The 26,555-nt window shown below is 59.1% G+C and carries 26 protein-coding genes; 11 read left to right on the forward strand and 15 right to left on the reverse strand.

What is annotated here, in order from left to right:
- Nucleotides 1-5: 5 nt before the first annotated feature.
- Together C3F12_04525 and C3F12_04530 are read left to right on the forward strand one after the other, a co-directional pair.
- A complete protein-coding gene (locus tag C3F12_04525) occupies nucleotides 6-935 on the forward strand; it encodes a hypothetical protein (protein PWB47247.1) in 930 nt (309 codons plus the stop codon).
- A 2-nt stretch (nucleotides 936-937) separates the two neighbouring features.
- A complete protein-coding gene (locus C3F12_04530; protein ID PWB47248.1) occupies nucleotides 938-1,369 on the forward strand; it encodes a hypothetical protein in 432 nt (143 codons plus the stop codon).
- A gap of 46 nt (nucleotides 1,370-1,415) precedes the next feature.
- On the opposite strand, the gene C3F12_04535 is transcribed toward C3F12_04530, so the two are convergent.
- The 10 genes from C3F12_04535 to C3F12_04580 all read right to left on the reverse strand — a co-directional run bounded on the left by C3F12_04535 (nucleotide 1,416) and on the right by C3F12_04580 (nucleotide 10,291).
- On the reverse strand, nucleotides 1,416-1,643 hold the full coding sequence (locus C3F12_04535) for a hypothetical protein (GenBank protein PWB47590.1): 228 nt from the start codon (nucleotides 1,641-1,643) through the stop codon (nucleotides 1,416-1,418).
- 123 nt (nucleotides 1,644-1,766) lie between these two features.
- Complete coding sequence (locus C3F12_04540) at nucleotides 1,767-2,582, reverse strand: hypothetical protein (GenBank protein ID PWB47249.1); 816 nt, start codon at nucleotides 2,580-2,582, stop codon at nucleotides 1,767-1,769.
- A 107-nt stretch (nucleotides 2,583-2,689) separates the two neighbouring features.
- Nucleotides 2,690-3,397, reverse strand: a complete 708-nt coding sequence (locus tag C3F12_04545; protein PWB47250.1) for a hypothetical protein — start codon at nucleotides 3,395-3,397, stop codon at nucleotides 2,690-2,692.
- 325 nt (nucleotides 3,398-3,722) lie between these two features.
- Nucleotides 3,723-3,914 (reverse strand): hypothetical protein, encoded by a 192-nt coding sequence (locus tag C3F12_04550; GenBank protein ID PWB47251.1) that lies wholly within the window; start codon nucleotides 3,912-3,914, stop codon nucleotides 3,723-3,725.
- Nucleotides 3,892-4,812 carry a DUF1738 domain-containing protein gene (locus tag C3F12_04555; protein PWB47252.1) on the reverse strand — a complete coding sequence of 307 codons (921 nt, stop codon included), beginning with the start codon at nucleotides 4,810-4,812 and terminating at the stop codon, nucleotides 3,892-3,894. The genes C3F12_04550 and C3F12_04555 overlap by 23 nt, the downstream gene beginning before the upstream one ends.
- Nucleotides 4,813-5,326: 514 nt before the next feature.
- Nucleotides 5,327-6,265, reverse strand: coding sequence for a DUF4268 domain-containing protein (locus tag C3F12_04560; GenBank protein PWB47253.1), 939 nt, complete (start codon nucleotides 6,263-6,265; stop codon nucleotides 5,327-5,329).
- A gap of 131 nt (nucleotides 6,266-6,396) precedes the next feature.
- Nucleotides 6,397-6,939, reverse strand: coding sequence for a hypothetical protein (locus C3F12_04565; GenBank protein ID PWB47254.1), 543 nt, complete (start codon nucleotides 6,937-6,939; stop codon nucleotides 6,397-6,399).
- Between the two features lie 198 nt (nucleotides 6,940-7,137).
- The gene (locus C3F12_04570) at nucleotides 7,138-7,809 is read right to left on the reverse strand and encodes a hypothetical protein (protein ID PWB47255.1); all 672 of its coding nucleotides are present in this window, start codon (nucleotides 7,807-7,809) and stop codon (nucleotides 7,138-7,140) included.
- 3 nt (nucleotides 7,810-7,812) lie between these two features.
- Nucleotides 7,813-8,397 (reverse strand): hypothetical protein, encoded by a 585-nt coding sequence (locus C3F12_04575; GenBank protein PWB47256.1) that lies wholly within the window; start codon nucleotides 8,395-8,397, stop codon nucleotides 7,813-7,815.
- 460 nt (nucleotides 8,398-8,857) lie between these two features.
- The gene (locus C3F12_04580) at nucleotides 8,858-10,291 is read right to left on the reverse strand and encodes a hypothetical protein (GenBank protein PWB47257.1); all 1,434 of its coding nucleotides are present in this window, start codon (nucleotides 10,289-10,291) and stop codon (nucleotides 8,858-8,860) included.
- A 103-nt stretch (nucleotides 10,292-10,394) separates the two neighbouring features.
- On the opposite strand from C3F12_04580, the gene C3F12_04585 reads away from it, so the two are divergent.
- The 8 genes from C3F12_04585 (at nucleotide 10,395) to C3F12_04620 (ending at nucleotide 20,369) form a co-directional block, all read left to right on the forward strand.
- Nucleotides 10,395-10,634 (forward strand): hypothetical protein, encoded by a 240-nt coding sequence (locus C3F12_04585; GenBank protein PWB47258.1) that lies wholly within the window; start codon nucleotides 10,395-10,397, stop codon nucleotides 10,632-10,634.
- A gap of 819 nt (nucleotides 10,635-11,453) precedes the next feature.
- Entirely contained in the window at nucleotides 11,454-12,797 is a 1,344-nt protein-coding gene (locus tag C3F12_04590) for a hypothetical protein (GenBank protein PWB47259.1), read from the forward strand.
- Between the two features lie 29 nt (nucleotides 12,798-12,826).
- The gene (locus tag C3F12_04595) at nucleotides 12,827-13,216 is read left to right on the forward strand and encodes a hypothetical protein (GenBank protein ID PWB47591.1); all 390 of its coding nucleotides are present in this window, start codon (nucleotides 12,827-12,829) and stop codon (nucleotides 13,214-13,216) included.
- Nucleotides 13,185-13,889, forward strand: coding sequence for a hypothetical protein (locus C3F12_04600; protein PWB47260.1), 705 nt, complete (start codon nucleotides 13,185-13,187; stop codon nucleotides 13,887-13,889). The genes C3F12_04595 and C3F12_04600 overlap by 32 nt, the downstream gene beginning before the upstream one ends.
- 95 nt (nucleotides 13,890-13,984) lie before the next feature.
- The gene (locus tag C3F12_04605; protein PWB47261.1) at nucleotides 13,985-17,173 is read left to right on the forward strand and encodes a hypothetical protein; all 3,189 of its coding nucleotides are present in this window, start codon (nucleotides 13,985-13,987) and stop codon (nucleotides 17,171-17,173) included.
- Nucleotides 17,174-17,347: 174 nt separating this feature from the next.
- The gene (locus C3F12_04610; protein ID PWB47262.1) at nucleotides 17,348-18,775 is read left to right on the forward strand and encodes a hypothetical protein; all 1,428 of its coding nucleotides are present in this window, start codon (nucleotides 17,348-17,350) and stop codon (nucleotides 18,773-18,775) included.
- A 770-nt stretch (nucleotides 18,776-19,545) separates the two neighbouring features.
- Nucleotides 19,546-19,830, forward strand: a complete 285-nt coding sequence (locus C3F12_04615) for a hypothetical protein (protein ID PWB47263.1) — start codon at nucleotides 19,546-19,548, stop codon at nucleotides 19,828-19,830.
- Entirely contained in the window at nucleotides 19,827-20,369 is a 543-nt protein-coding gene (locus tag C3F12_04620) for a hypothetical protein (protein ID PWB47264.1), read from the forward strand. Before C3F12_04615 ends, C3F12_04620 begins: the two co-directional genes overlap by 4 nt.
- A gap of 280 nt (nucleotides 20,370-20,649) precedes the next feature.
- Here C3F12_04620 and C3F12_04625 read toward each other — a convergent pair whose 3' ends face one another.
- The 5 genes from C3F12_04625 to C3F12_04645 form a co-directional block, all read right to left on the reverse strand.
- Nucleotides 20,650-20,982, reverse strand: a complete 333-nt coding sequence (locus C3F12_04625; GenBank protein PWB47265.1) for a hypothetical protein — start codon at nucleotides 20,980-20,982, stop codon at nucleotides 20,650-20,652.
- 62 nt (nucleotides 20,983-21,044) lie between these two features.
- Nucleotides 21,045-22,097 (reverse strand): hypothetical protein, encoded by a 1,053-nt coding sequence (locus C3F12_04630; protein PWB47266.1) that lies wholly within the window; start codon nucleotides 22,095-22,097, stop codon nucleotides 21,045-21,047.
- Between the two features lie 228 nt (nucleotides 22,098-22,325).
- Nucleotides 22,326-23,096 (reverse strand): 7-cyano-7-deazaguanine synthase QueC, encoded by a 771-nt coding sequence (gene queC / locus C3F12_04635; protein ID PWB47267.1) that lies wholly within the window; start codon nucleotides 23,094-23,096, stop codon nucleotides 22,326-22,328.
- Nucleotides 23,012-23,653 carry a 7-carboxy-7-deazaguanine synthase gene (locus tag C3F12_04640; protein PWB47268.1) on the reverse strand — a complete coding sequence of 214 codons (642 nt, stop codon included), beginning with the start codon at nucleotides 23,651-23,653 and terminating at the stop codon, nucleotides 23,012-23,014. Before C3F12_04640 ends, queC begins: the two co-directional genes overlap by 85 nt.
- A gap of 95 nt (nucleotides 23,654-23,748) precedes the next feature.
- Nucleotides 23,749-25,233 carry a peptidase gene (locus C3F12_04645; GenBank protein PWB47269.1) on the reverse strand — a complete coding sequence of 495 codons (1,485 nt, stop codon included), beginning with the start codon at nucleotides 25,231-25,233 and terminating at the stop codon, nucleotides 23,749-23,751.
- A 175-nt stretch (nucleotides 25,234-25,408) separates the two neighbouring features.
- On the opposite strand from C3F12_04645, the gene C3F12_04650 reads away from it, so the two are divergent.
- Entirely contained in the window at nucleotides 25,409-26,434 is a 1,026-nt protein-coding gene (locus C3F12_04650) for a hypothetical protein (GenBank protein PWB47270.1), read from the forward strand.
- Nucleotides 26,435-26,555 lie beyond the last annotated feature (121 nt).

Below are 26,555 nucleotides of genomic sequence, written 5' to 3' on the forward strand. Positions count from 1 at the left end.
GGGACATGCCTGCGGCATATGCGCACATCACGCTGGTGAACATTCTGCGGGAGACGCACCGGCTGCAAGCGATTCCGGGATTCCCACCTGAGGCGATCACGGCGGTCCTCGATTACTCCAAGTTCTGCGAGCTGGGAGCGGTGAGCCCGGACTACCCCTACCTGGCCATCGGAGATGCGAATGCTGCCAAGTGGGCGGACCTGATGCACTATGAGAAGACGGTGGAGAAGATCCGGGAGGGGGTACGGGGCCTCCAAGCGTGGCATGGAGAGGCACAGCGGAAGGGTCTCGCGTGGCTCCTGGGGTACGCATCCCATGCGGCCGCCGACGTGGCGATTCACCCCGTAATAAACCTCAAAGTTGGTCCATACGAAAAGAACAAGACCGCTCACCGCATCTGTGAGATGCATCAGGACGTGTACATATACAGTCGCCTAAACCTGGGGGGCATCGGGCTGTCGGAGCACCTGCGTTCCGGAATCTGGGCCTGTCATGATTCCAACGACACAGAGCGGCTCGACCGGGACATCGAGAGCCTGTGGCGCGCTATGCTCCGAGCGACCCACCCGGAGGAGTACGCGCAAAACCCTCCGGACCCGAGCTGCTGGCGTCAGCGGTTCCAGCTTGTGGTCGACAAGGTCGCCGAGGAGGGCGGAAGGCTCTTCCCGTTCGCGCGACACGTCGCCGCGGGATTGGGCTTGACCTACCCGGCGCAAGAGGAGGTAGACGCACAGTTTATCCGAGGGCTGCGGACGCCCAGGGGAACCTCGGACTATGATGCGGTCTTTGACCTCGCGGTCGAGCAGGTCGGGCGGGTGTGGCAATGGATCGCACAAGCAGTCCTGCGCGGCGACGAAACGACACTAGCCGAGGTAGGGGAGTGGAACCTCGACACAGGCCGAAACGAGGCCGGTCAGCTGGTCTTCTGGGGGTAGCCATGCGAGTCCATCGGATCGGGACGATCGTTGCACTCCTCGTGCTGACGCTGACTACCTGGGGCTGTGCTCATGTGGCCTCCTATTCTGAAGAGGAGATGTACAGCCTGGCTGCCGCCCTCACTAAGCTCAGCGCGGCCGTCGAATCGGCAGTGGCTTTCAAGGATCCGCCGGAAAAGCTCAGCCAGAGGGAACTCCTTGAATTTGCCACGCAGCACGATCCTTCGCTCCTGCAACCGTTGGACAGATTTACGCTCCACGTTCTTCGCCAGGGCGGCCACGCTGGCGTCCTGGTCTGTACGCCAGAAGGCGCCCGGGCGTTGCTTGAGGATGCGGGTTGCACTGCGCGACTCGAGAGACATTGGTGGAAGGAGGACCTGCAGAAACCGTGCGCGTTTACCCTGGACCTCTCTGTCGCTTGCCCAGTTCGGTGACCCTGGGGGGCGTAATCTCGTTCACCATGTCAACTTGTTCAGCAGTTCAAACCTCCTCAAGATACCGCTCATACTCATCCCTGGTGAACCAATCCACCAGCGGCTTCCCGATCCGTTCCGGCAGCTCCCACTGAATCGCCACGGTATACCCCTTGCCGCTTTGATCGGCCCTGGTGACCTCGCCGTGGGTCCCCTTTGGAACGCCGGAGAACTCGACCAGGCTCTTGATCCGCCGACCGACCTTCGCGAACGCCGCGCGCTCATCAAACAGCATCCGATTCGACATGGCCACCTCCTCGCCTCAGGGTTCGCCCTGGCAGGCTTACAGGTTATGCTGACGGGACCGGCCCAGCATCCACCAGGCCGGCCCCACCCGCAAGAGGGTTCGTTTCACTGTCTACGCAATGTCCGTCGCGCATCGCCGGCGGAAGGGGCACTCGCCGCACCGCCAGCTCCGTACCGGGTAAAAGGCGCCTGCCTCGATCGCGTGCAGCACGCGCCGGATCAGCACCAGGGTCCAGGTCTCGTCCTGCTCGGCCTTGACGGCGTAGCAACTCTCCATCTCCGGGGTCTTGGTCTTCAGCAGGACATCGAACCGGATCAGGATGTTGGAGCCGTCGGTGGTATATCCCAGGCGCCGGAGGGCGTAAGCGTATAGGGTGGCCTGCAGATGATTCTCGGCCTGGCGCTCGGTGTAGCGGCGGCTGGAGGTCTTCAAGTCCGCAATGCCCATGGTCCCGTGGCCGTCGCTCTCGATCAGATCGAAGATCCCCGCGAGCTTGGTGGGCAGGATCTCGCCCGTCGCGGGATCCACCAGGTCCACCAGGAACGGCATCTCCACCGCCTCGATGGTCTGAGGGCGGACCTTGGCGGAAAACACCTCCAAGAGCGCGTCGCCTTTCTCTCGTATCGACCGTTCGCTCTCGCCGTCCTTGTACAGGATCTCCAGATCTTTCGACAACGCCTCCTTGAACTCGGCATGGAAGCAGGCCTGGAGGACGCCGAGGATGAGCGGATCCCCGAACTGCTTGAGGTGCCGGTAGTAATGGGCCACAGCGGCGTGGATGGCCCGGCCGAAGGCCAGCGAAGCGGGCAGGTGCTCCCAGGGCGCGCCCTGGACGTACTGGTAGTGGTACTTCTGCGGGCACCCCAGGAAGGTGTCAAGCTGGCTGTGGGAGATGTGCAGATGGTTGCTGAAATCGGTGGGGTTCATGGCTGATCCCTCCTTTCAAAAAATGAGGGGTGAGGACCCGGGGATCGGAACAAATCCGAACCCCTTGATCCTCACCCCCGCGTTAGTCTTAGCTACTGACTCGATTGCTAGGCAGGCGCTTGCAGGTACTGGATGAAGTCGGCGGCGTTCTGGTAGGTCAGGTACGGGACCTGGACGCCGTACCGGTTGAGCGCCTCCTGGTTCAGTTCCACCTGGGAGAGCCCGCGCCGCTTGGCGATGGTCAGGATCGCGCCGTGCTGGGCGTTGGCGAGACGGCCGTTGCCGTTGGAGCCCTCGGGCTGTTCGGGCTGGCCGTTCGTGGACTCCGGCGCCCTGGTTGCCGGTTCCCGGCTCGCGCGGCGAGTCGCCGGCGCCTGCCGTTGGCCGTTACTGCTCTCCCGCCCGGTGCGGCGCGCTGAGCGCTCGCCGTACAGGTGAAGGCCGACGCCCAGGAAGGTGGCGCACTTCTTGAGGGCGTCGGTGGCGGCCGCTTTCAGGTCGTCGCCGAGGGAGATGATCTCTTTGCTGTCGCGCTCACGGGTGATCTGGGTGGTCCCGAACTGCATCTTGACCACCCCGTCAGCGGAGAGCTTCCCCAAGACCAGGATCTCGTCCCGATCCTCGACGATCTCATGTTTGAGGACCTCAAACGACCAGGCTCCCTCGAAGGCGTCGTTGAGGCGCTGGATGACGGAGTGGCCCTCCACGTAGTCCAGCATGCCGTTCCTGCCCTTGCGCTGTTTGATCTGGGCAGGGTCAAAGGGCTTCTCCAACAGTTGCCGATTCATCGGAACCTCCTTTCTCGTCTGCTCCATCCGGATCGGGAACCTGCACGCTCGCCAGCCATCGGGTGGCCGGGGTGTCGCAGGCGATCCAGCTCAGCACCGTGTCCCAGTACTCGACGGCTCCGCCAGGCGCGGCACAGTCGTTACCGTTCTCACTGCCTGCCGCGTTCGTGACGCGGGCAGGCGCCAGCCCCTGTTCGATCATGGTGTCCCTCCTCTCTGCTCGCGCTCGATATCGAGGGTGTGGGCCAGCCGCCGCTCCACCTCGCGGGTGCGGGCGAGATCGAGGGCCTCATCCAGCGGCATGGCCTCCAGTTCATCGAGCCACTCGTCGTACCCTTCGTAGTCACGCTGATCAACAGCCATCGCTTTCACCTCCCTTCGCCGTCGCCGCGCCGTTCTGCCCGACGTGGGCCAGTTCCCCATCGACGGTTGCCAATGCCTCCTTCAGGATCCCGCTCACCAGGCGCGTCATCGGGATGCGCCTCGCCTTGGCCAGCCGGTACAGGGGCGGGATCAGCGCCTCATCGATCCGTGGGCTGTACATGAGCCTCACCTCCTTTCACCAAGCCAACAGACCCGATCACATTCCCGTCAGGGAATTCCTCGGCGGATGAGGTCGGACGGCCGGCGCGCAGAATCGCGTCGGCGGCCTGGATGATCCGGTAGGCCGAGGCGGAGAGGAACGCCGCGCCTGCCTGTGTGTGGCACGCAGACAGGTCGCTGAGATACGCCTGGATGTAGCCGCGGCAGTAGGCGGCCCCCGGAAGCCCCAAGGCCTCCAGGACCAGGAGCGCGACCCCCTCAGCCTCCCCCTCCTTGAGGGCGCGCGGGGGATCGATCGGATCGTGGGGGGCGGACTCGGTGTGCCCCAGCAGGATGTGGCCGAGCTCGTGGAAGAGGGTCTTGAAGGGAAGCTGGGCGATCGGGGAGATGGCCACGCTGCGGCCGATCGCATACCCCTGGCAGTTGCCGTCCAGCTCGTCGAAGGGGATCTCGCTGACGCCCAAGCGGGTGAGGGCGGCGGCCTTGTCCCAGGCTTCGGGCGGCTCCACCGTCACCGGATCGCCGTCGGTCTGGGAGAGGACGAACCAGCGCGGTTTCCAGATGAAGACCGTACGCGGAACGGTCTGAGCCTTGCCGGATTCCGACTCATTGTCGGCGTCAAGGTCATCCTTATCTCGCCGGTGCGCGGTGATAGTCACCGGCATGCAGAGGATGAGGGCGCGCGCTCCGCGCCTCACCTGGCGCCCTTTGGCTTGCCACCCCGCATAGGTGGCGATCGGCCCAGGCCGGATCCCCCTTTCCCTACACTGGGTCAGCGCCGCAAGCTGGTTGCCCAGGCTGAACCGGTGAAACGCGGTGTAGGCCTCCAGGATGAGGCCGGGAGTCGTTACCGCCTCGTGCAGTAAAAGACGCCAGGCGAGTCGTGTCGTGGGTGCCATCTGCACCACCTCCTTTCACCCCACAACAGACTGGATCCCAACCGGCGGAGCCGGAGAACCGTCGGTCTCTCACAATGGCGATCAGAGGGGAGGTGTCAGAACGGGGGCGGGAGGGCGCGGAGCCTGGGGGTACGGATCAGGCGCAGCCTGTTCCGTGAGGCGCGGCAAGGGAAGGCCAGGGCGGCCAAGCGTTGCAGCTTTTCTGTGCAAGGCGCAGGACGCCCGGCCCGAGCGAGGTCCTTCAGAGGACGTCGCAGCAGCCGCAGCCGCGCCGTCCCCAGGCGAAGCGCCCGATCGGCGGTCGGGGGAGCCCCTGGGGGCGATGGCGGGTGGGTGGGGGAAGCGATCAGCGGGGCTCTTGAGCGTCAGAAGGGCGGCGGGAGGCGTGAAGTGAAGACTTGTGGGCTCGGTCTACAGGCAGGTCTTCGGCACTCTGTTAGGTCTGGCGACCGATCTCGGCCCCAAGAATATGGATAGCCTGAAGGGTGAGCTGGAATCGGTTCAAGGTCGCTTGTTAGACCGCTTCAACGTCAAGTTTTTGAATGTGTGGCTTCAGTGCCTTTTCGAGCCGCATCATTGAGTCAACGGTGGCGGAATAAGCATCCGGCCATTTTTCTCGGTCTTTCCAGCCACCAAGATTGATAGTTTTTCTAATGCGCGACGCTCTTTTGCTGTCGAGGCGCTCCCACTCTAATGTGTCACCAAAAGACTTTTCGACTTCATCCTTCTTCGCGTAAAGGATATCGAATAGTGCTTTATTTTCTGAGTCACTGTTCTTTCCTCGATCAATATAAAGCTCGACGCTCGTTTCATGTTCCCAGACCACGTAGTTGAAACTGAGTCCTCGTTTCCCTGCGCCTGTTGCGATCCAGTGATAACGTCCCGGTGAAATTCCCGCATGAAGTCTCGTTTTTGTTTTTGCATGTTCAAGTAGCTGTGTCCAGAAATCTCGACGGATTTCGTACCGCTCAGCGAACTCCTTTTTTGCCTTGCCCACAGCCTCTGTCGCATCACTGGGCCCGACGATTAAAGTAAGGAGAGGTGCGGGGGCGGACTCGCCGATCTTTATGGCCTCGAGTTTTAACAGATAGAAGCTGGCCGAAGATGACTCATTTAACCAGGTAATTGCACTGACGTGTTCTGGCCTTGGCTCTGATACGATCCAGATAGCTGCTCGTGCCTCCATTGCAACCAAATATGTAATCAGTTTGCCAAGATGGTCGTGATTACTCTTTTCAAGCTGATTTTCAATTATCACTTTGTTTCCCGCCTCGTCTTCAGCGACAAGATCAACACTAAAATCGCCTGCAGCGGCTTCAGGCTCGGCGTTCGACAAAGTAACGTCGATGCAATCGTTCAGAACGTCGAGATTATCTTGCAGCCACTTCGTAAAGTCGTAGGCCTCGTGCTTGAACGCTTCACGAAGCGGAATGCGTGCGATCTTCTGGATCATTGTTGTTCTCGCGGGCTAACCAATGCCAAGCTCAGATCACCGCTACTTGGGTTCGGTCTGAAACGGGGTTAGACCTACAAGTTCAGAATTTCAGTTTTCTCTGCCTATCCCGAATAACTCGCGCTTCCCGGTCACTCGTGGGCGAACGGACTAATGTCGATCTGCGCGTCATTTCTCAGAAGGCTTCCGGCTGGAACGCCAGCGAGGAAATAATGTTGGCTCCGCAGCCTCTTGAAGGCAGGCGCGGCTTCCACTCCCTTGGCGAAGACTGCATCTTTCTTCGAAAGCGGGGCGATGATTTCCTCAACGATACTCTGTCGGAACTGCGGCGTAACAGGGCCATCGTTGGTTTTATCGGCAATCGTTTTTGCTCCCATCAGGCAACCGGACCAGAGCCGTAGCGCGATGTTTATCCTTTGCAACGGGTCCCGTACATCATCAATATAGCCGGCGGTTCTTACACCAAGATCACGGATTCGTTCCGCTGTCCGGCTAACTAGAGTAACACCCAGGACGTGCTGAGATAGCCGAAGGTCCAAACAAAAAAGGTCGACAACCAGGGGGCCATCAATGTGATCGACTACTTCAGCTCTTTTCGCGGTAGGCTGAAGCGACGCGGGAAGTGCAGGGGGTACGTCAACAAGCCCCTGTGCGAAAAGTAAAGCCCAATGCATATTCGGGTCTGGCACGGTATGGATCCTTCTAGACGATCAAACCTTCGGCTATCTCTGATTAATAAAAAAGCGACGACACCGGAACAAATGTGACCGGTCTAACACCATGCCGCTCAGCCGCGAGCGGCGCTGTCCGTGTGTCGACTGGACCCACTGTTCCCGCCCAGCTCGCCGGTAGCAGCGGCATGTTAGGCTGCGCTATCCAAATGTGACTCGGCCTGCCGAGAGCATCTGCCCGACTTCCGCAACGACGGTGTCGATGCTTTGCTCAGTGGATACCTCCAAGATCTCCACTGATGCCTCGGCGCAGATCTGTCGAAACGTGCCGCGCGACTCGTCAGCAATCTGTTGTTCTAGTACCTCTGCCGGCACCGGCCGCGCGCGCCGCGAGTTTCGTCGATGCGCCTCGGCTGACGTAACATTGCAGTACACAAGTACTGGAGTCAGGCCACGTCGTCTGATGGATTCAAAGAGGCGCGGGAGAACGGCGTCCGGGAGTTCGGAGCCGGTCTCGACTAGGTCGTAATGCGTGGTGGCCACGTGCTCGAGGACCTCGCGGTAGACATCTCTGATACGGTCACCGACAACGTTCTCATTCCCATATCGGAACACGAGGGGCAGAACGAAATCCTCTAGATCGAGCCTGCGTGCGATTAGCTGTCGGGACAGGCGCCTCATGAGGGTGGTCTTGCCCGAACCGGCCTTGCCGTAAAAGATGAAAATGCGATTCGCTGCTAGCGCGGTAAGGGTCTGGTGCCGGTAAAATCGGGAAAGGAAATTCGGATCTGGCAATCCCAGGTCATGGGCAAGCTTGGACGCAGGAATGCGCTCTTGCAGTGGCGCTACATAGTCGGCGCAGTATGTATACAAATCCTAAGCAGCTGAAGAGATCCAGAGTCTCTGGAACTCGCGTTCGAGTGCGTCAGCCAAAGCCATCGTCTTCAGGAGTGCCCACGAGTGACTTGGCAAATATGAAGATACCGCTGGGGTTGTATTTGCGACGCCAACCAAGGTCTCAGCCGCGTCGACTTTCAGAAACCGAAGATCGGAGTGAAGCATCTCCGGGTTCAAACGGACGTCAATGTCATTGCCTTCTTGGAGCTCGTACGCTCCGGGAAGTTGTCCCTGCCCAGTTCCAGCGAGCACGCGCACGGTGAGGCCACGCTTTCGGGCTTCCGCGAGTGCGCGGTTGATCCTCTGAGCCTTCCAGTTTACGTCGGAAGCATGAACAGTGTGCAAACACAAGCTGATCGCGATCCGCGCATTGTTGATAGCTGCTTCCTGAGAGTCGACGAACGTCTTCTCGTCAGGCAACTCGTCGACGCTGCGGCCGGTCAGCGGCTGCTCTCTGTGCCATCTCCCAAGCCACCAAGTTAGAAAGAGACCTCCGACGGCTGCAAGGGCGGCAACCGCGGCCCAAAACACGCCAGAAGTCAAAATGCCGAGTACAAACTCCATGGCCTGTAATCAAGATAATAGGTCAAGCACCACACACCCGTTGTCTTAGCTCAGTTTAACCATTAAGTGGACCACTTGGCTTCTGGGATAGACTGCGCACCCTATCTCGTTTCAGCTTATATCGGTTCCTCATGAAAACATCGAGGATCCACCACTTAGTGCCCCTGATCCAGGCCGCCTCGGAAGGGGCACCGTCGAAATCGTCACATGGTAATGCCATCCCAACGCAGGTGTCAATCCCGGAGTCACTGAACTGAGCACATCCAGAGTTCCGGGACAGTTTTCCAGGGTGGTGCAGTGGCCGAGCGTTGCCGCGACAGCGATCTGCAAGGCGAAGGCCCTCGCCATGGAGGGGGCGTCCCCTTGTGGGGACAGCGGTGGGTGGGTAGGGGAGATCGGACCGGAGGGCCAGAGCAGCAGCCCTTCAGGGCCTTCCGAAAAAAGGGGAAGACGGCCCCGGCTACGACGCCAAGGCCGCCTTCCGGGTGCTGTAGGCCTGCCAGATCGCGGCCCACTCGTGCGAGGGCAGCGACGCCAGGCCGTTGTGCTGGCGGCGGTAGAGGTAGGCGCCGAAGCGCGAGACCCCCCGATGCGACACCCGCTGAAGCTGCTGCATGAGCTGATGCGCCGGTGGGGAGAGACGCAGCGTGCGCTGCAGGTGCTCTTTGCGGAGGCGATACCAGGTCCAGGCCACCCCCGCCTGTTCGTGGGTAAGAGACATCGCGTAGAGCTGCTTGCCCAGTTCCGCCAGCTCCGGAAGCGACGGGCAGGACTCGATCCGAGTGAGCAGCTCCTGGAACGGTTGGGATTGCCGAGCGATCCAGTCCGGCTCCTCCAACTCCGGCCCGAGTGAGCCCACGACGTGATAGGCCAGCGAGGGCATCGTGGGCACTTCCTCCTCGTCCGGCTCTTCGACGTAGGGCTCAGCCTCGTCCATAGGATCATCGGCCTGCTCCAGGGCGGCCAGGCCGACCACGAGCCGGAACAGCTCCCGCGTGACGGCGTCGACGCCCCACCGAACCGCTTCGCCCGCGTAGTGGCCGATCACCGTCTCATCGGCATCGAGGGCGACGAACAGCTCGCCCAGCTCCACAGCGGTGGCCACATCGCACCCGAACCGCTTCCGGAGGGCGGGAACACTCAGGAACGCCGGCCGGCCATCGGATTCGTTCGGGTGCGGCGCCAGGATCTTGTCCCCCACCACCTCGCACCGCTCGAACCAGAGCCGATCACCCAGAGGAAGGGCGGTGATGTGCGTGAGCGTGTCGTGCACCGGCATGCCGACCGCGGGAGGAACCGCGACGATCTCGCGGAGAGGGGTCGGATCCTGGGCCGTCGCGGTGGGGTGTGTCGCCCGAGGCCGCCACCGGAACGCCCCCGCCAGCGGCCCATCGGTCACCGCCACCCACCGGCCCCCAGGCAACGCGCGAGGAGCACGCCCGGAAGAGGTCACCACGACCACCGGACGCCCGAGACGGATGGCGTAGCGGATCGTCAGCCACGTGCCCGGTGTCGCGCCGTGCAGGAACGCCAGGACGCCGCAGGAGGCATCGACCACCAGTTCCGTTCGGACCCGAAGCGCCGCAGCCGCCGAATTGTAGCCCGGACGGCCCGAGAGCACCGTGTCCACCCGCCCGCCCAACGCCGCAAAGCGCCGGAGCAGCCCCCGAACGGCCCGAGGCATCAGATCCACCGGCCAGGGCAGGATGAGCCGGGCGCGATCGACCGCCCCCGCCAGCAGGACAGCAGCCAGCGCGTGGGTGTCCGCCCCCAACGCCCCGCCGGTGATGACCCCGAAGCCCCGTGTGAGGAGCCAGCGCACGATGCCCGACACCAGCCGTTCGCGCCCCCATGAGCGAGACCCAACAACCGCCACGTACCGCACAGGAGCCATAGCCACACCTCCCGAAGCAACGACCGGGACCCGCCCCGGCAGCACCCGCAAGCCCAATGCCAGCAGGTACTAAAAAGGGACTGCCCCAGGTGGAGTAAGGCCGATGTTCGGAAGACAGAGTGTCGTCATGGCGAGAGAGAGGGCAAGGTCGAATCAGGACGGGTGGGCAACCAGCAAGAGGCCGCCGCGACACGGTTTCGTCGTTGTCACCGAAGGCCGTAACATCGTGAAGGACCCCCGTTCCAGCCCCCGAGGAATAAATGGAGGGGACCCTCTGGGGCGTCGGCCGTTTATGCCGCAGGGGGCGGTCGGCGCGGCGGATGTTTTGTTGCAGATGCCGTGACGAGGGGCGGGGGTTGACCACGGCGAAAGGGGCGGTACAATCAAAAAAGCTGCGTGCAAGGGAACCGCCTGCCACAAGACACACACCGGTCGACACCGCTTTTCGCTCGCCACCGCGGCCCCCAGGCCGCCATCATCGGGCAACCAGCGTCCGGTGATCCAGAGAAAAGGGGGAGGTGTGGTCAGCGGGCTGGGAACGTGGCCCGATCACGATGGTCGGCGCTACGATCGTCGATAGAGCTACCGCAGGATGGTTGCGCGCCTCATCGGCCTGGGACCCGGAACGCTCGCGGCAGGCTCTCGGCTCGGCTCTGGCACCCAGGCCGCGGCCACGGGGACGGCGCGGCGCGGCCCATGCCGCCAACGGCATGCATGGGGCGTGACGCGCCTATAGGTCTGGAATGGGTTATAGATGGGCTCTTCCAGGTCACCTCAAGTCCTTCGACAGAGCTCAGGATGGGCCTGTCGAAGGGTTCAGGCTTTGGATGCGTCCGCTTGACCCAGGGTGGTGGATAAAGCGCTCTGCTTCTCCAGACGATGACACCCACCTTTGTGACTTGACAGGGGTGGGGGGTACGTTATAACTTCGTTTTAAAAGCTGAGCCAACTCACATCGGTTCTTGGGCGTGACGATTTTGCCGTGGAGGGTCGGACTATGACCACCCAACACGAACCGGGCCGCCCCGATGCCATTGAACGCGCTTTTTGCATCTGTACGCAGGCTGCAAAAGGCGCGTTTGTATTTGTAAGGCCATCAGCTTAGTCTGCCAGGCCAAGGAGGATCAGAAGAGACTGCGGGGGTAGCAGGGGAGGTAGGGAAATGACGCAAGGGACCGATCATGAAGCAACGAATCGGCTGGTCCTCATCCATTTGGAGCCGGAAACATACCAGGATTTGCCTCCAGAGCGCGACGCACAGCTTCTTCTTGAGCTTGTAACCGCGGCGCTCACATATAGGGAAGTTCTGATCAAGGACACAGATCTAATACTGAATGACCGCGTAATCCGCGCGTTACAAGGGCCTTCTCAAAGTTTCGAACTGTTTGCCCAGTTAATTAGTCAAGGTCTTGTCAAGATATTACTGCGCCCACACGATCACGATTATGCTAACACGGGCCTCGATCCGGCGGTTTCCCCCATTATGATCAGGGCGCACAATACTCCGTTCAAGGACCGTCCCTGGATACCTGAGGAGCACCATAAGAGGTTCTATGCTGCTGTAGACAATCTGCTTTGCAGGTACCCGCTTGGTATGGCGCCTGTTACGTTATTTCCCCGAGACAGAAACCCATTTGCGCAGTGGCTAGGCGATCTGCTGCCCCAATGGCAGAGGATTGTTCAGATACCAGATTTTAAGGGTATCAATGCAGAGATTGCCTCAATATTCACGCAGCTTTGTCAGGAGGAGGGGACGTGGTTCAAGTTCCTGAAAGAGAAAAACCCCAAGGCAGTCAGCCCAGGAGACGAAGATCGACCACTCTCTCGATCTCCGATATACCGTTGCCTAGCGGCCTTCGAAGGGGAGCATAAAGGATTCAAGCATCTCGTGCAGTCCATTTACAACGCGTGTTATTGCCACGCGGAAAGAGCGGCTGGGACATTCCTAGATGGTCACCTTGTAGAGCCTCCCGGTCTTCTAGCGTCTACGGAAGAGCAGTTGGTGAATGAGCAATTTCACCATCTCGAACTGATTGGCCTCGCCTCAACGAACATACCGATTACCCCTGAAATCGCAGAGGCCCTTCTTGAAACCAGGCAGAGCGTGGCGTGGGAGACGCTGCAGCAGCTCTTATCCGAGATGAAAAGGGGCTCTGTTTCAAAGATAACGGCGACCAGAACTCTGAAAGACCTGGCTGGCGAATTCGGTCGGAATTGCGAACGACTTACCCATCGCAGTGTTGACGCAAGATTGTGGAACGTCGCATGGACCATGGTCACGGGCGCCGCAGAAATTGCTGGGTTTCACTATAGACCGGTCGAAATGCGTATTATTGCCGCAGCAAGCGGATGTGCGACCGTGGCCCCCTCGGCGCTGGACTGGATTCGATCTCAAGTGCGGGTGAGAACGATTAGGAAAAGTATCGTTGATGCCTTCCGATTTCGTAGATCCCATATAATCGTTCCAAAGCACATTGATTGGCTGGCAGCTAGCCGGAATCCCTAGTGAGGCATATTCAGAAGAAGAGCGCCCTAATGAGGTCTTGGTCTCGTGCTGCTACAGCAGCACGTTTGGGTGTCCTCGTCGCCGTCCTTTTGGCTGGCTGCGGGAGGTCTCCTGAGTCGACCGTTGAAAGCTTTTACTGGGCTGTCGGCAAGGGCGAGATTACGAAGGCAAAATCATACGTTTCCGCTCAAGTCATTGGGATGCTTGGCGACCCAAAGCTGACAGCCGCTCTATCGAGCGAAACGGAGCGGGTTCGTGCCTGCGGTGGAATCAAAAGCGTTGAGGTCAAATTGCAGGGCGAAGGCGAAGTCCGCACCGGGCTGGCTACAGTGACCTATCTGGGCCGCTGCCAGACGAAGACCGAACAGATGAGGGTCATTAAAGAAGATGGCAAGTGGAAGATTACGGCGGATAAATAGAGCGGCGGCCTTCATAGCCGTTCTCTCCCTTCCCCTCGTCGGGGACATCACCCTCCCCGTGTCTGCTCCCAAGGCCTCCTCTGGCATTACGTATTGGCAATCGCGACTCGACCTCGTGGATGGGGACCTTGTCTTTAGAACTGGCCGGGACATCATGGCACGGCTCGTCCTCTCGCAAAGCAACACCGCGCGATTCTCTCACGTCGGGTTGATTGTGACAGTCGATGGTAAACCGTTCGTCGTTCATGCTCTTCCCGCCGATGGCCGCCTCCAAGGTGGCGTAATTCTGGAGCCCCTTGCCCAGTTCGCTGCTCCAGAAAACGCGGCAACGATCGCGTTCTTCCGGGTTCGCAACGTGGAGAATAGTTCGCGTCATCGCATCCGTGAGTATGCTCTTAAGCAACTCGGAAAGCCGTTTGATGACGCGTTTTCGTTGGCTGATCACAGTCGGATGTACTGTACGGAATTGGCTCTTAACGCTCTCGCGGCAGGCGGAATCGCAACCGCCACAGTGCCACGACACCGAGTTATGCTGCTTACCGAGCCGGTGGTTCTACCTGACGACTTAATCTTCTCGCTCAGTGTCGAACCCTCAGCGCCCAACAGCACGTTCGCACGGGCGGACGTCCTCCCTCGCCCTTCGGGCTCGGTCGGCCGCCGCGGATCAATGTGAGCGTTATATATTACGCTTAAATCCACGGTCATCTGCTCACGACAAGGAGGGACCTTCTCAGTCAAATAATGGACCCGTGTGAAGAGGAATGAACAATGCAGTTCAGAAGTCTGATATTCCCCGTGCAAGTGATGGCCTTGTGCCTCTTCCTTCTCCTCGGGCGTGCGGCAGATGCCCGTTCGATTCAAGGAACAGCGCAAGCGTCGGCCGGAGCAAACGAGCCTCTGATCAAGGCACTCGAGGAGTTCAAGGCAGCAGCCCTCGCCAAGATCGACTCAGACATCGAGACTACGGCCCGGGCCTTCTGGAACGCCTATGACATCCAGCGGAGCCGTCGGGTAGCCGACTTGATTCTTGCTCCTCTGACGGTCATTGAGCAGGCGATCGGCGTCGTGGCGGCTGCCAAGAATGCCTCCGAGATTGGGACGGGTCTTCAGGGTGCCGAGAGCCTCCTCCAGGTGGTATCGCTCCTTATGGGGCTGAGTCAGCTCAGCCAGGCCGGCCAGAATCTCCAGGTGGCCATTGACGGTCTCACCTACAGCGCCGTACTGAAGGAGATGCTTACCGAAGCGGGGGCTTCTTCGCAGCCGGGGGAGTATGCCGCCGTGGTCAAGCTCCACCTCTACGGGATTGGGGGCCGCAGGAGCCCAGTTGGCGTCTCCTTGGTCGTCGCTGGCCCAGACAAGACGACGCACGAAGTGGTGTGGGGAGCCGCGGCCGTCAAGCGCCGGACCAGCGAGCACATTGACCAACTCATTAAGGAATTGGAAACCAAGCGCCTCGGGTCGGCTGTGCAAGTTGAGGCGATCCGCGCGCACCTTGCGTCGCTCACGACGGTCCTGAAACGGTCACGAGCGGATAACGTCAGGGCAGTCCCTACTCTGGTCTCACCGGCAGCTGACGCCTCGCCGGAGATAGAGTTGGGGACCATCGGCGCGTTCGAGCACGTCCGTCAGCTGGCTCTGACGAATTACGACAACGATCTCCGGCTGGAGCAGATCAGCGTTCTGACCAGCGCCGTGAAGGCAGGAACCCAGGTGATCAGCCTCAAGGTCGGTTACAAAACCCCTGACGGCACGCTCCTCAAAGAGGTTCGGCGGGAGATGATCCCACTTGGTGCGTTAGGTATCAACATTCTTACGAAGTTCTTTGCGACCAGCGCCCGCCGTGAGGTCAATGAGCTTCCCCACGAGATGACCCTGAGTCTCCCTGGGGAGTTGGCCAACACGTGGAAGCTGATCGATGGGGCGGTGGCCTCCGTTCGGGCCTTGCCTCAGGCCACGACTGGCGCTGGAGGCGGGTCAGTAGGGGAGAATGAGAAGGCAACGCAATGGCTTGAACTCATGCGAGGAGAGGAAAAATTCGGGTTCAAGTTGGACCGGGAGGGAATTCTTTCCTATCGCGGGAAAATGCTAACGCCAAAGCTGGAAGTTCATGGAGAGCTGGGTGACAGTCGCTATCCACCCCCAAAGGTGGTTATTTCGCGGCTCAGCCCGAGTGGAAGGTACGCCTTTGTGAAGGCGTGTGAAGCAAGTGATGAGTCCGCACTGTGCTGGTTCCTTTACCTAATTGATACGAAGAGAGGCCAGATGCTGCTGACTTTTGCAGGGAAGTACGGACCAAAAGATGGGATCAAGTGGTCTCCCGATGAAGCGTACGCCATTGTCCCGTACTCCAGTGAGGGTGCCACTTGGCTATATGGCATTGACTTGGTCACAGGCAAATCGGAAGAAATCTCCATGTGGCATCTTGCAAAATCAGATGGTCGGTGGATTTGCCCAGGCGAAAGCGGTCTCGTGGTTGATGCAGAAAGCCTCTCGTGGCGCGAAAACAACAAGAGATTTTACATCAAAGTGGAGGTCCAATGCAGCTCGCATGATTATCAAGAGACCCAAGTGGCTCGCCGGTACGAGATAGCAGTTGATGTCCCTTCCTTCCATGTCGAAGTGTTGTCTCGCAAGGCTCCAACACCAGTGTACGCCAAAGCCTCGCCCCCAGACTTCTTAACCAGCACAACTATTGATCCCGAAACCCAGGTACGATTTAGCCTCATTAGAGGCAAAGGCTGTCGACGATCCTGGGGCTACCGGGTGGAGGTTATCGGAGAGGTGCCGAAGTCGAGCGATGTCCTTAATGACAATCTCGTTAGAGGCATCTTGGAGAAGGCAAGGGATTTCGCAGTCAACTTGTGCCCCCTGTTCAAATCGGGTTCCGATTCAGTCCATGGCGACTTCATAGAAGTGTACCTTTTTGATTCCCCGATTGATAGACTCGATTTCAGCTCATTGGACGAGCCCGAGTTCAGGGGCTTCGCCGTTCACGGCAAGTTTGCTCGTAGGAACAAGGTCATGACACTAGTGACGTATGAAAACCCCCGCTTCGCACAAGCGCAGGCCGAACAACGCCGACGGGAGGAGGAGCAGCGACGGCAACGCGCGCAAGAGGAACAGCGCAGGAAAGCCGAGGAAAAGCGGAAAGCGTTAGAGTTGCTGTCATCATCTGGATCCCGAGCCCTCCCGACGATACTCAGCGTCATGAACGATAAAGATAGCGAGTTTACCCAACGGGTAGCGAAGGTCATAGAAGCGCAAAAGATCGTCCCATCGCAGGAGGACATTCCTCGTTTCATCGATATTCTTCAAAAACCGGAAAGCTCAACCATCGCGCGGACCATGGCGGCGACGGCTCTCGGGGAATTCGGTTTGAAGGCAAAGGATGCAGTTCCTGCTCTGACTGAGGCCTCAAAAGGAGGCAACTTAGCCGCGAGGAAAGCGCTCAGGCGCATCAAGTTTCCAAACTCCCCACCTGATTCCTGCAGGGACGAGCTTAGCCAGGGAATAGGTGGTCTTATTGCTTCTACAGGGTATGTTCGTCCTTGCCCCAAAGAAGGGGATGAGGAAAAGAAGGCCGCTGCTGACAAACTGTTCGTGGAATTTAATCGTAAGCATCGGGTTCAAAATTACGTGGATAGCGAGGCTCTGTCTCGGAATCCGTTTGCATACGAGGGTAAGGTGGTCGCCATGCCCAACCTGACCTTCGATGAGATGATCACCCGCGATCGTGGTCTCTTCAGTGGGAGATCCGGCGTCGCCGTGTCCGGTATCCCCCAAGGGATCTTCTCAACGCGGCGAGTTAAGGTGATCCTTGCTGGGCGGGTGCTAGGGAATATTGAGATCAAGGTCGGTCCTGTGACGCTCCGGGTCCCTCATCTGCAGTACGTAGGAGTCTACATTTGCCAAGAAACGGACTGCGCCGACTTCTCCGGCCCAGCCTCGATGCGATGAGATTTACGGTCGTTGTGAGTTGGCAGTCATCAACCTGGGTGGCTCGCAGTGGGGCCGCTTGAGATCGCCAGAGGAGTGGTAACCGTAGCCTCTGGGCTTTCCGCAAAAGTGGGTTGAAGGCGAGCAGTATCCAGTAACAAATCTTAGAATCTTCTCAGCAAGGAGGGTGTTGGAATGAAGCCGGTCGTGGTGGCACTCGTGATACTTGCACTCGGTGGCTGTGTCGGTACACAGTCGTACCCTCCTGGTGGCGGTCTTGGCACGTTCCCGGGCCCCATAGATCCGTTGAGCAGATACCAGGACTTCCGGGAGGCCCGGATTGAAGCGGCGAGCATACAAGTTTTAGCCGACGACAGTGTTGTGATCGTGCTCCGATACCTCAACAAGACTCAACAGGACTTTCTCATCCACTTTCCACCTTACCGCTTGTGCAGCGGTAGTGCCGGACTGGTCGATGATGCGGGCAACGAGTATCGCTGCACGGGCGCCACCGGAATCGACGACATGTATGGGTTGTCATTCCCTGCGGGCAGCCAGGTGACTGCCTCGTTTCGGTTTGAGCCTCCGAGGCAAATGCAGACCAAGGGGACTCGTTTCTCCTTCCGCAGTACACAGTTACTGAGTAGGCCCATAGCGAGAGGCACCCCACCGGTGGTGGCCCGGTATTCCATTACGCTTTCTGACCTCGAACCGCGTCAAAAGGCATCCACGTCAGAGGTGACCCCATCCGGGAAAACTGATCTGGGAGGAAAAGGCTCATTAACATCAGGGGGTAGCTTGCAAGACTTCCGGGAGGCCAGGATTGAGACGGCGAGTGTACAGGTTTTAGCTGACGATAGTGTTGTGATTGTGCTCCGATACCTCAACAAGACTCAGCAGGACTTCCTCATCCACTTTCCACCTTACCAAGGCTGCGTCGCTGGGCTCGTCGATGATGCGGGCAACGAGTATCGCTGCACGGGGACCACCGGAATCGACGGCACGCACGGGTTATCATTTCCTGCGGGCAGCCAAGTGACTGCCTCGTTTCGGTTTACGCCTCCGAGGCAAATGCAGACCAAGGGGACTCATTTTTCCTTCCGCAGCACACATCTGCTTAGTAGTCCCGTAGCGAAAGGCACGCCACCGGTGGTGGCCCGGTATGCTGTCACGTTGATCGATGTTAATCCGGCGGTACTTGCTGAAGTACCCCGAGTGGACGACATCTGGGATTATCCCCAAATCCGGGTAGAACTCGCCAATCTTCAAGCAGTGGGTGATGAAATCTTACTAGCGGTGCGGTACACGAATAAAACTCAGGGTCCCTTCCTCGTCCACTTGCCACCTTACTCATGTAGCGATAGCACCGGGCTCCTCGATGATGCGGGCAACGAATATCGCTGCGCGGGCACCACCGGAATCGACAGCCGGGATGGGTTGTCGCTACCCGCGGGAAGTCAGGCCACTGCCTCCTTTCGGTTTGCTCCCCCACGCTGGACACAGAGCAAGGGATCTCGCTTTTCCTTCCTCAGCACACACTTGCTCAGCATCCCCGTCGCACGAGGCACGCCACCGGTGGTGGCCAGGTATGCTGTCACGCTGCTTCGCATGGAACTTAGATGAGCCGGGTGACGTGGGGAACGTACCTATTTGCAGGATAGGGGTGTTGTCCCAAATCTCAGTTGTCTCAAGAGATGAGTGGTCGGAGGACAGCCTAGGGAGCCTGTGAGCAACCTAACAGGTTGCCCAAGTGGCGGCGGCAGGGTCCACAGGCCAAGTCTCGCATCGGGTAGCCGAACTCGCCTGGATTTGTGATAGAAGCGAGCGGAAAGGAGGACCACCTGATGCGACATCGAGAGCGAAGGGTACTGGAGTCGCTCCTCATCCATGAGAGGAGTCCCGGAAGGTCATACGCACCGGCCATATCAATTACTACGGGCAGTTCTATCGGGTGCCTGAGCAGTACATCGGTCGCCGTGTGTGGATCACCCTCAAGGGCGAGACCCTTCGCATTGAGTGCGGGAAGGAGGTCATTGCGACCCACCAGATCAAAACCGACTACCTCCGAGTCTTGCCCCGAGACAATTGAGACTTGGAAAAGTGAGACAATTGAGACTTGGACTCACAAAAGTGGGACGGACTTGACTTCTGTTCCCAAGTGCGGTATCAACAACTTAATAAATCGTGTAATTGACAGCCCAGTTTAACTGGGCTGCAACCAAGCGAGAGGTTGCATGGACTTTCAGCCATCAAATTTGTTTGTGCGAGATTGTACGCTTTTTGGGGACACAGGACGCCCGTCTTCTAGCCTTCGTTGTTTCCACTATTTTTTTAATGGCTGGAACAAGCAGTGGATCATGACTCCATGGAAGGCTAAAAGATCCCTTGTTGTCATGAAGCCGATCTGGGTGACGTCATGGCAATATTACAACGCCACAGAGGCTCGCCTAGCCCTTTCCTTACCGGGTCCTGAGCCTACCCACAAGCTCACTCTCGTGCTCTCGAACGATGTCGACGTTGAACTTTATGGTCCGTGCTTCGTGGCACCACTTCAACGAGCGGCGGCTCTGGCGGATGTTCACATGGGACGTCCTGGAAACGGTGTTGAGTATATGCTCAAGGGCCCGTTTCCGCTCCAGTTTAATTATGACCAGTACAGTGTAGAGAATCTGAAATGACGCAAGAGTTGCGCTTGCCGAGTACAGACGCCATCAAGATTGCAGCAGAGAAAATCCATATGCAGATGGATGACGCCGATCTCGCGGAGTCTTATGAGCTCAGCCTCATACGGCTCCAACCCCTGTCGTGGCCAGTACGTTTGGACTATGACGCGCCTCTCCGTGTAGCCCAGCTCGTCATCGATCTCGGCACCGCAAAGCCTGACGTTTTCAAGATGGTGCGCTCGATTTGCTGGGCTATGGCCGCCGATGAAGATCATCCAGAGACACAGCGCATGGGACTTACTGTGCTCTTTGCCATCAAGAAGGCACGCACTCTCTTTCCCAAACCTACAGCATTAGAGGAGGAGATAGAGAGGGGCGTGAAGCTGCTAGGGCTAAAAGAGTCATCCGAATCAAAAAGCGCCGCTGAGCTGGGCGATGAGGCTGGTGACCTTGTAATGGGTTGGTTTGATTGGCTCAAAAACAAGGGGGCTAAAGAACCCTCCAAGCGTTTTCTCACCTGGGCCGCGGAAAAGATATACACCCCTGCCGAATAAGTTCTAGACCCGCGCCACTTCCCAACTCATACGATCCTTCTCAGCCCCCACTCATAAAGGTGGGGTACGAGTCTATTATTTGGCACACCTTCGACAATAACATCAATAAAAAACCCCACTAGAGTCAATGCCTGCTTTAAGTGGGATAGTGTCCTAATTTGGAATTCGGGCAACTCACGAGATCTTCGAATAAGAACGCTACCAAGAAGGGAGGTCTCAACAAAGAAAGCAAGAAAAAATCGCCTCTATAGTAGGGGGGATATCGCGCAGCTCTCGTTGGCTAGAAGATCGAGAACCGATGCTCGATGTACTCCCGCTTATCGATCGCCTGTTCCTCGTAGAGCTTGCCCCATGACCGCCTGACGAAGCTTCCCTCGCTCCACGGTTGGCCGATGAGGCTGAGCAGCAGGATATCGGCCATCAGGGCCAATTCCACCTGCCTGTGCGTTGCACGCAGACAGGTCGAAGAGCCGACCCGTAGCCGTTCGCTGAAAAGGACGAGATTTTGTCCTTTTTTCAGAAAGATCGGAATGTCGGTCGGCGACAGGGAGTCCGGGGTTCGAGTCCCCGACGGGTCACCATATTTTCTTATCTTGCAATCCCTGTCGTTCACACCCCCGCTCTGCCTGGGTAAGGGAATATCCGTTGCGCTCCCAGGTTCGGCGTAGGCGCGCCTTAGTGTCCGTCGCACAATTTCGGATCTATTGTCGTATAGATCTGAGGCTTGGTGCGCGGCTGCGCGAGGCGCGTGATGTAGGTATTCATGTGATGACCGCGGAAGATCTCGTCATCGCGCACGTCCTTGAGATTGCCCAGCAGCGCGATGGCGAACAGTCTGCGGGACAGGTCCTCCCGTGCGGCCTCGAAGTGCGGGGAGTCAAGCAGCAGCAGGACGTCCCCCCCGTGCGCGTAACCGCGGGACGGTAGGAATGCCACCACGTCATCACAGCTTACGACGCGCGTGGTCTTCTGCATCAGGCGGTTAAACGCGGAGACGCCCGCGGTGTCGGTTACCTTCGGCTGGCCGAATGTGACAAGTCTTTCCACGGCGCCGCCCGCCTTCTCGATGCGCATCGCCAGCAGCAGCGCAGCGGCGCCCCCGAGGGAATGGCCGGTCAGGCCCACGGTATAGCCCGGCTTCAGGAGTTGCTTCGCCTTCAGATCCTCATCCACCGCGCGCGCAACGGCCGCGAAGCCGGGATGGACCGGAATGGCGAGCGCGCTCTCTTGCTTGGGTACCGCATCGGCGTCGGTGAGTAGCTGGCGGAAGTCTTGCGTCCCCTCGATGCCGATATAGTGCCTGTGCGCGGCATTGTCCGTCCCGAGCAGGTACGCCGTCGTCGTACCCGGCACGCTTCCGGCAACGGGGACGTCGGTCACGCGGACAAACACGGTGTTCGGAAGAGTCGGTATGCGAGACGAATTCCGATAGGCTGCTTGCGCGATGGGCGCGTAGAATGCGATGTCCGGCGCCCACGCGGCGTAACGCTCCAGCATCGAGGTACGCTCGAGAGGAGTCAGTGCCGGGGCGCATCCCGCGAGGAGGAGGGTACCAAGCGCAAGGAGCATGCGCAGCGGCGTCATGGCCGGGCGCTCATTGAGAGTGTGTCGACGGGCTGAACGGTGCAAAGTCGTCGTGGTCATGGGCAAGACAGAAGGCTTCACAGAGAACCTCCTCGCGTTATCGGCTACGTTCCTGCGAACCAGGTCCAGCGGGTGAACGCTCATGCGATCCTTCCCTCAGTGCGCCAGCATAGAGCGGGCAACAGGGGGTTGGAAAGCCTAGGGGAACAGGTCGGCGACCAAGCGGGCCAATCGCGGGACCCAGGGGAGGGTCGCCGCGCTGAAGAAACGTGTCTACTATGGGGGAACCGTATCAGACGCAGTAGGGAAGGTCAAGGAAAACGTAAACGACATCGGCTACCGAGAACCGGATGGTGAGCATCAGGCACGTCATCAGGCAATGGGACCGGGGTCGGGGATGTCGGCCTCGGCGAAGCCTTTGGCCCGCAGGATACAACTGTCGCAGGCGCGACAGGGCTGTCCCTCCTGGGTCGGGTCGTAGCAGCTCCAGGTAAGCCGGAAATCGATCCCAAGTTGGGTGCCTTGTCGAATAATCTCGACCTTGGTCAGGTGGATCAACGGGGTGCAAATGGTGAGCTTCGATCGACCTTCTACCCCAGCCTTCGTGGCCAAGTTCGCCAGTTGTTCGAAGGCCGCGATATATTCGGGACGGCAATCCGGGTAGCCGCTGTAGTCGATGGCGTTGACCCCAAGCACGATGGTGTCTGCGCCGATGATCTCCGCCCAGGCCAGCGCATAGGAGAGAAAGATGGTGTTGCGGGCGGGGACGTAGGTGACAGGGATGCCGGAGCCGATCTCATCCAGCTCTCGGCCTTTCGGAACCGGGATATCCGCGGTCAGTGCTGATCCTCCGATCTGTCGTAAGTCGAGATCGAGAATCAGGTGCTGCTCGACGCCAATCGCTGTCGCAATCCACTTTGCGCTTTCCGCCTCGCGTACGTGACGCTGGCCGTAGCGAAATGTCAGCGCATAGAGCTGATACCCCTTGGCCTTGGCTATCGCGGCTGCCGTGGCGGAGTCGATCCCGCCGCTCAACAGGACCACCGCTCGCTGATTCACTATACACCCCGCCGATCCGGATCCCACAGATATTTGTGAAGCTGAATCTGGAGCCTGGCGTCCAGTCCATCCGCCAGGATCCATTCGGCCAACTCCCTCGGATGGAGTTCACCGAGAACCGCAGAAAAGAGGACCTGGGTCTTTTCGGGCAGGGCGTGCTCTGCCGTCACCTGCCTGGCCCACTCGTAGTCTCGGCGATCCGCGACCACGAATTTGATCTGGTCCTTCCGCGTAAGATACCGGAGGTTCTCAAGATTGTTGTGGGGGTCCATCCCGCTCCCCGGCGCCTTCAGATCCAGGATCTTCACCGCCCTGGGATCGAGGCGTTCGACGCTGAGGCTCCCCCCTGTCTCGACCAGGACCTCGAATCCCTCACAGACGAGACGGTCGACCAGAGGATAGACCCCTTCTTGTAACAGCGGCTCTCCCCCGGTGATCTCGACCAGCGGGCACTTGTAAGTCCGCACCCGTGCCAGGATCTGCTCGATTGAGCGTTGCTCGCCCTTGTGGTATGCGTACGTCGTATCGCACCACCGGCACCGCAGGTTGCAACCGGTCAGGCGAACAAAGACGCACGGCCGACCGGCATATGTCGATTCGCCCTGAATACTGTAGAAGATCTCGTTGACGAAGAGGCTCAAGACCGCGTCCGCCTGTGTACATCTTCCAAAAAAAGTTGGGCAGGCTTCCTGCTCTGCGAAAGCCTGCCCACTCAACAATTTAGGCCCCGTTATGCCTACTCTTCCGATCCGATCACCACATACCGTGTGCCGCCGTCCCGCTTGACCAGCAGCAGCGTGGGCTCATCCGGCTTGGTCTTTTCCAGAACGCGCCTGACCTGATTGACCGTCGTCACCCGTATACGGTTGATCTCCAGGATCAGATCGCCCGGCTGTAACCCCACGGCATCGCCGGGACTATCCGGCTCGACCTCCGTAATCACGATGCCCTTCTCGCCCTTGAGCCCGAACTTGCGAGCAAGGGCAGGGGTCAGCTCTTGGATATCGATCCCCAGCTTCGACTTCGGAGAGGACGCGGCAGCAGCCGCCACCTGCTCCTCTTTCAGCTCGCCAACCTTGACCTGCAGCGTCACCTCGGCCCCGTCGCGGATCACCTTGACGGGGATCTCTTTGCCTATCGGGGTGCTGGCCACGATGTGCGGCAGATCGGTGGAGGACTTGACCTTCTTGCCGTCAAACTCCACAATGACATCCCCCTGTTTGACCCCGGCCTGTTCGGCTGGCGATCCCTCCATGACATCCGATACCAGGGCGCCGTTCGCCTGCTTCAGGGAGAATTTCTTGCCCAAGTCGGGGGTAATCGGCTGAATCGCGACGCCAAGCCATCCGCGGGTGACCTGTCCACGTTCTCTCAACTGGGGCAAGACCTCCTTCGTCATATCGATGGGGATGGCAAAGCCGATCCCGATCGAACCGCCCGTGGGGCTGAAGATGGCGGTGTTGATGCCTACCGCCTCGCCGTTGGTGTTGATCAGCGGTCCGCCACTGTTGCCTCGATTGATCGAGGCATCGGTCTGGATAAAGTTGTCATAGGGACCTTCACCGATGAACCGGCCCTTCGCGCTGACGATGCCGGTGGTGACCGTCTGGTTGAGCCCGAACGGATTGCCGATCGCCATCACCGGCTCGCCGACCTCCAACTTCTCCGAGTTGCCCAGCGGAATCACCGGCAGGTTGGAGGCCTCGATCTTGATGAGGGCGATATCGGTTTTTGGATCCCTCCCGATCACCTTCGCTTTCAACTCTCGGCCGTCGCCCAGCTTCACGGTGATGTCTGTCGCGTTCTCGACGACATGGTTGTTCGTCAGGATATAGCCGTCCTTATTGATAATGAATCCGGATCCCAGGCTGGTGGCCTTAAACTGCCTTGGCTGGTCTCCGAAGAATCGTTTGAAGAACTCATTGAACGGGTCGTCTTCACTGGAAGGACCACGGGACGGAATGCCTCGTTTGACGACCTGGGTGGTGCTGATATTCACCACAGCGGGCGTCAGCTCCTTCGCCAACTTGACCCAGAGCTTCCCATCCGAAATTTGGCTTGTACTGAACAGCCCACTCTCCCCTTTTTCCGTCCACAGTTGAGCGGTTGTGGCCTTTGTGAGCGGGACCAGATTGAAGGAGGCGGTGATCAGCACTCCAAGAATCAAACAGGACGTTGCGACAATGATGAGGGTTCTGGCGTTAAACCGTCTGTTGTGCATCGTATCCCCCTGCGATACTGTACCTTCTCCCGCTCGCCGTTTGGCAACTGTCGACATGTATCATATATTGATATTAGTCACGACAAACACAAAGGTGTTTAGCGGAATTGCTCCCGATTTGGGGCGCAACGTACTCCGCCTTTGTTGCCATAAGCTTAGCAGACTATAGGCGCAAATTCAACTTGGCTATTTCGTCTTGCGGTCGCGCAGAGGATACGGGAGGAATGGGGACGTGGGTCGGATCCGGGGTCTTCTGCTGCTTCTGGGTGTCGTCCTCCTGGGAGCGCTTCTCGTCAAGATCGACTTGAGACCGATTGTCGATCAGGTGAGATCCCTCTCCTGGAGCCTGCCGCTCCTATTCCTGCCGTACGGGCTCACGACGATTTTCGATACCTTCGGATGGCGCTACGCCTTTCCAGGACGTCTGCTCCCCTTCTCAATGCTCCTGCCGATTCGCCTGGCAGGTAAAGCCTTCAACACGGCGACGTTTACCGCTACCCTGGGGGGTGAGCCGGTCAAGGTCTATCTCCTCCGCCCGTGGGTATCGGTGGAAGACGGTGTGGCCTCGGTGATTGTCGATAAGACAATAGGGCTCCTGGCCCAGACAAGCGTGCTTCTGCTCGGGATCGCCTTTGCGTACCGGGTGTTGCCGGCAGGATTGCCCCTGCTGTATGCGATGATAGGGCTAGCGCTGCTCGGGATATTGGCGGTCGGGGGGTTTATCATGGCGCAGCAACGCGGGCTGTGCGGTCGATCCTTGAAGATGCTCACCCGTCTGGGGATCACATGGCACCGGGGGATAGCAGCCGCCCAGGAACTGGACGAAGCCATCGCCACGTTTTACGCCACCCAAGGCCGGCGCCTTGCCCTCTCATACCTGTTTCACCTTGTCGCGTCCCTGGTTGGAATTCTGGAGGTCTACCTGATCCTTTGGCTGGTTGGACTGCCAAACTCGTTTACGACAGCCGTCGTCATCGAAGCCTTCAGTGCCGCCATCAAGGCTGCCGCCTTCCTGATCCCGGGTGCCATCGGTGTAGAGGAAGGGGGAAATGTGGCCATCTTTCTGACCTTGGGGTTGACGGCAGGGGACGGGCTCTCCTTCAGCCTGATTCGGCGACTGCGCGAGTTGGTTGTGATGGTTGCCGGCCTGATAGCCCTGGCGTTGATTCCGAGATCCGGCCCCATTCCGCATCCGGGGTAGTGTGGTCCTGCGGTCATCGACGCCCCTGCCATCTTCCTGGATTGTACTCGCAACTCAGACGTTGAGGCACGTCATTGCGAGCACAGCGAAGCAATCTCGCCGTTCTTCGCACCTTCAGAAC

The organism is Candidatus Methylomirabilota bacterium, from assembly GCA_003104975.1.
In the GTDB taxonomy this organism is placed as follows: domain Bacteria; phylum Methylomirabilota; class Methylomirabilia; order Methylomirabilales; family Methylomirabilaceae; genus Methylomirabilis.

What these genes read in the sequence shown, in the direction of transcription:
- C3F12_04590 (PWB47259.1), top strand. Translation starts at nt 11,454, where the DNA reads ATGACGCAAGGGACCGATCATGAAGCAACGAATCGGCTGGTCCTCATC.
- C3F12_04535 (PWB47590.1), bottom strand. Translation starts at nt 1,643, where the DNA reads ATGCTGTTTGATGAGCGCGCGGCGTTCGCGAAGGTCGGTCGGCGGATC.
- C3F12_04540 (PWB47249.1), bottom strand. Translation starts at nt 2,582, where the DNA reads ATGAACCCCACCGATTTCAGCAACCATCTGCACATCTCCCACAGCCAG.
- C3F12_04585 (PWB47258.1), top strand. Translation starts at nt 10,395, where the DNA reads ATGTTCGGAAGACAGAGTGTCGTCATGGCGAGAGAGAGGGCAAGGTCG.
- C3F12_04530 (PWB47248.1), top strand. Translation starts at nt 938, where the DNA reads ATGCGAGTCCATCGGATCGGGACGATCGTTGCACTCCTCGTGCTGACG.
- C3F12_04580 (PWB47257.1), bottom strand. Translation starts at nt 10,291, where the DNA reads ATGGCTCCTGTGCGGTACGTGGCGGTTGTTGGGTCTCGCTCATGGGGG.
- C3F12_04565 (PWB47254.1), bottom strand. Translation starts at nt 6,939, where the DNA reads ATGCATTGGGCTTTACTTTTCGCACAGGGGCTTGTTGACGTACCCCCT.
- C3F12_04610 (PWB47262.1), top strand. Translation starts at nt 17,348, where the DNA reads ATGAAGCCGGTCGTGGTGGCACTCGTGATACTTGCACTCGGTGGCTGT.
- C3F12_04620 (PWB47264.1), top strand. Translation starts at nt 19,827, where the DNA reads ATGACGCAAGAGTTGCGCTTGCCGAGTACAGACGCCATCAAGATTGCA.
- C3F12_04615 (PWB47263.1), top strand. Translation starts at nt 19,546, where the DNA reads ATGAAGCCGATCTGGGTGACGTCATGGCAATATTACAACGCCACAGAG.
- C3F12_04550 (PWB47251.1), bottom strand. Translation starts at nt 3,914, where the DNA reads ATGTACAGCCCACGGATCGATGAGGCGCTGATCCCGCCCCTGTACCGG.
- C3F12_04525 (PWB47247.1), top strand. Translation starts at nt 6, where the DNA reads ATGCCTGCGGCATATGCGCACATCACGCTGGTGAACATTCTGCGGGAG.
- C3F12_04545 (PWB47250.1), bottom strand. Translation starts at nt 3,397, where the DNA reads ATGGAGCAGACGAGAAAGGAGGTTCCGATGAATCGGCAACTGTTGGAG.
- C3F12_04630 (PWB47266.1), bottom strand. Translation starts at nt 22,097, where the DNA reads ATGAGCGTTCACCCGCTGGACCTGGTTCGCAGGAACGTAGCCGATAAC.
- C3F12_04600 (PWB47260.1), top strand. Translation starts at nt 13,185, where the DNA reads ATGGCAAGTGGAAGATTACGGCGGATAAATAGAGCGGCGGCCTTCATA.
- C3F12_04555 (PWB47252.1), bottom strand. Translation starts at nt 4,812, where the DNA reads ATGGCACCCACGACACGACTCGCCTGGCGTCTTTTACTGCACGAGGCG.
- C3F12_04595 (PWB47591.1), top strand. Translation starts at nt 12,827, where the DNA reads ATGAGGTCTTGGTCTCGTGCTGCTACAGCAGCACGTTTGGGTGTCCTC.
- C3F12_04645 (PWB47269.1), bottom strand. Translation starts at nt 25,233, where the DNA reads ATGCACAACAGACGGTTTAACGCCAGAACCCTCATCATTGTCGCAACG.
- queC (PWB47267.1), bottom strand. Translation starts at nt 23,096, where the DNA reads ATGGATCCTGGCGGATGGACTGGACGCCAGGCTCCAGATTCAGCTTCA.
- C3F12_04575 (PWB47256.1), bottom strand. Translation starts at nt 8,397, where the DNA reads ATGGAGTTTGTACTCGGCATTTTGACTTCTGGCGTGTTTTGGGCCGCG.
- C3F12_04605 (PWB47261.1), top strand. Translation starts at nt 13,985, where the DNA reads ATGCAGTTCAGAAGTCTGATATTCCCCGTGCAAGTGATGGCCTTGTGC.
- C3F12_04560 (PWB47253.1), bottom strand. Translation starts at nt 6,265, where the DNA reads ATGATCCAGAAGATCGCACGCATTCCGCTTCGTGAAGCGTTCAAGCAC.